3 protein-coding genes are annotated in these 2495 nt (G+C 60.7%); all 3 read right to left on the bottom strand.

The window, feature by feature from the left end:
• Positions 1-734 (bottom strand): bifunctional folylpolyglutamate synthase/dihydrofolate synthase (locus ACM62R_RS00525; protein WP_415182115.1); only part of this gene is annotated, 734 nt, incomplete at its 3' end.
• 99 nt (positions 735-833) lie between these two features.
• On the bottom strand, positions 834-1772 hold the full coding sequence (gene accD, locus ACM62R_RS00520; RefSeq protein ID WP_415182116.1) for an acetyl-CoA carboxylase, carboxyltransferase subunit beta: 939 nt from the start codon (positions 1770-1772) through the stop codon (positions 834-836).
• An 87-nt stretch (positions 1773-1859) separates the two neighbouring features.
• A partial coding sequence (locus tag ACM62R_RS00515) for a lysostaphin resistance A-like protein (protein ID WP_415182114.1) occupies positions 1860-2495 on the bottom strand: 636 nt, incomplete at its 5' end.

Here is a 2495-nt window from a genome sequence, read left to right as displayed (position 1 = left end):
AGCGGCAGGTCCAATAGACCCGATTCATCCTGAAACACCATGCGTCCGCGTTCTTCTGCGGCGTGCCAGTGCTGACCCGAAACCAATAGGGGCGCGCCCAACCGCGCGGCGCGCGCCTCGATCACGGCAAGCCCGGCGTCGGCCTGCGGGCCAACGATGCAGGGCACCCCCCGTTTGATGATGCCCGCCTTTTCACCGGCAATTTCAGGTAGCGTTTCGCCCAGATATTGCTGATGATCGACCGAAACCGGGGTGATGATCGTCAGGGCAGGTTTGTCGATGACATTGGTAGCGTCCAGCCGCCCGCCAAGCCCAACCTCCAACAAGGTATAGTCGGCCTTGGTGCGGGCAAAGGCCAGCAGGGCCGCACAGGTGGTGATCTCAAAAAAGGTGATCGGCACGCCTTTGTTGGCGGCCTCGCATTCATCCAGAAGGGCGGCGAGGGCCGGTTCGGGGATGATGTCGCCCGCAACCCGGATACGTTCGTGAAACCGCGCCAGATGCGGCGAGGTATAAGCGTGAACGGTCTTGCCCATCGCTTCCAACCCGGCGCGGATCATCGCCTGGGTCGAGCCTTTGCCATTGGTTCCGGCAATGTGGATGACCGGCGGCAGCGCGCGTTCCGGGTGGCCAAGCGCCGCCAACAGCCGCTGCATCCGGTCAAGCGTGAGGTCGATGATCTTTGGGTGCAGCGTCATCAGGCGGGTAAGGATGACGTCAGAAGGCTGGGGCATGACGGACCTGCGGCACGATTTGGCGGGCAAGGGGGGCGTCTGCCCGCTATGGGCAGGCACCCATTAACCCGCTGATAATGATTGAACCACGTCGGACGGTTATTCCGTTTCGGCCGTGATCTTGGGGCTGGCGGGGGATTTGGCCCGCACCTCGGGCTTGGGCGCGGGTAATTCCCCGGCGACCGGCGGCGGTTGCCGGGTCAGCATCCGCACGAGGCTGACCAGTTCGTCGCGCAGTTTCATCCGGTGGGTAACACGGTCCAGCATGCCGTGTTCCAGCAGGTATTCGGCGCGCTGGAAACCCTCGGGCAGCTTTTCGCGGATGGTCTGTTCAATGACGCGCGGTCCGGCAAAGCAGATCAGCGCCCCCGGTTCGGCAATATGAACATCACCCAACATCGCATAGGATGCGGTCACGCCGCCCGTCGTGGGATGGGTCAGCACGACGATATAGGGCAATTTCGCCTCGCGCAGCATTTCAACCGCGACCGTGGTGCGCGGCATCTGCATCAGTGACAGGATGCCTTCTTGCATCCGTGCGCCACCCGCTGCGGAAAACAGCACCAGCGGACGTTTGAGTTTGACCGCACGTTCAGCCGCCGCGATGATCGCGTTGCCGACATACATGCCCATCGACCCCGCCATGAACGAAAAATCCTGCGCGGCGGCAACGATCGGCGTGCGCGCAATCTCGCCTTCGGCAACCAGCATCGCCTCTTTTTCGGCGGTGGCTTTTTGTGCGGCTTTCAGGCGGTCGGGGTATTTTTTCTGGTCCCGGAACCCCAAGGGATCAACGATTGGTTCAGGGATCTTGACCTCAGAGAACACGCCACCGTCAAACAGCGCCGCAAAGCGTTCGCGCGGGGTGATGTTCATGTGGTGGTCGCAGTTGCTGCAAACGTTGAGGTTATCGGCCAGTTCGCGGTGAAACAGCATCGTTCCGCACTCGGGGCACTTTGTCCACAGGTTGTCAGGCACCTCGCGGCGGGAGAAGAGCGAGTTGATCTTGGGTCGGACGTAGTTCGAGATCCAGTTCATCTGTTCAGCCCCGGTGGATACAATCTGGCCTGAAATAGTCTGGCCAAGCGGGAATTGCAATCAACGCTTCGCATCGGCAGCAAGGTGTCAGCAGCGCAAAGCCAATCGCGCAAGCAGCCATGACACCACCATTGCCAACAGATCAAGCGTTAAAAACGGGATCACCTGCGCCGGATCGCGGGTGTTGATCACAAGGTTGAACAGCGCCAGCCCATCAAGGTTTCCGTAAAGCCCAACCAGAAAAACAGCCGCGAAATTGGTGGCAAAGTGAAACCCCATTGCCGCCCCAAGACTGCCCGTGCGGGCGGTCAGGTCCGCTGCGAACAGGCCAAAAAGCGTGGCCCACGCGGTCATCAACAGCGCATTGGGTCCAAATTCAGCCGGTGCATAGTGCAACGCCCCAAAAAGCAATGATGGCAGCACCGCCCAGACCAGAGGAGAGTGAAACCGCGCGGCAAGCTGTTGTTGCAGGTAGCCGCGAAACAGCAATTCTTCACTGCCGGTCTGAACCAGCAGGCCGGGCAATGCCAACGGCAACCAGACCAGCAACTGCCCCAGATTCAGATGGCGCCCGACATTGGGATCAGAAGCGCTAAGCGGCAACAACACTATCCATAGCGCCGAAATAGGCAGTGCCGTGCGCCAGAAATCATTCAAGGCCCGTGCCGCCGGGCCAAAAAGTGTGGTGCCGCTGCGACCGTGCAAAAGGCGCGTCACCACCAA

The sequence above is a fragment of the Phaeovulum sp. genome (assembly GCF_047638075.1).
GTDB lineage: Bacteria > Pseudomonadota > Alphaproteobacteria > Rhodobacterales > Rhodobacteraceae > UBA6197.
This window is presented reverse-complemented; position numbering and strand designations above follow the sequence as displayed.

Coding starts and splice junctions, on each gene's coding strand:
- accD (WP_415182116.1), bottom strand. CDS start 1,772: ATGAACTGGATCTCGAACTACGTCCGACCCAAGATCAACTCGCTCTTC.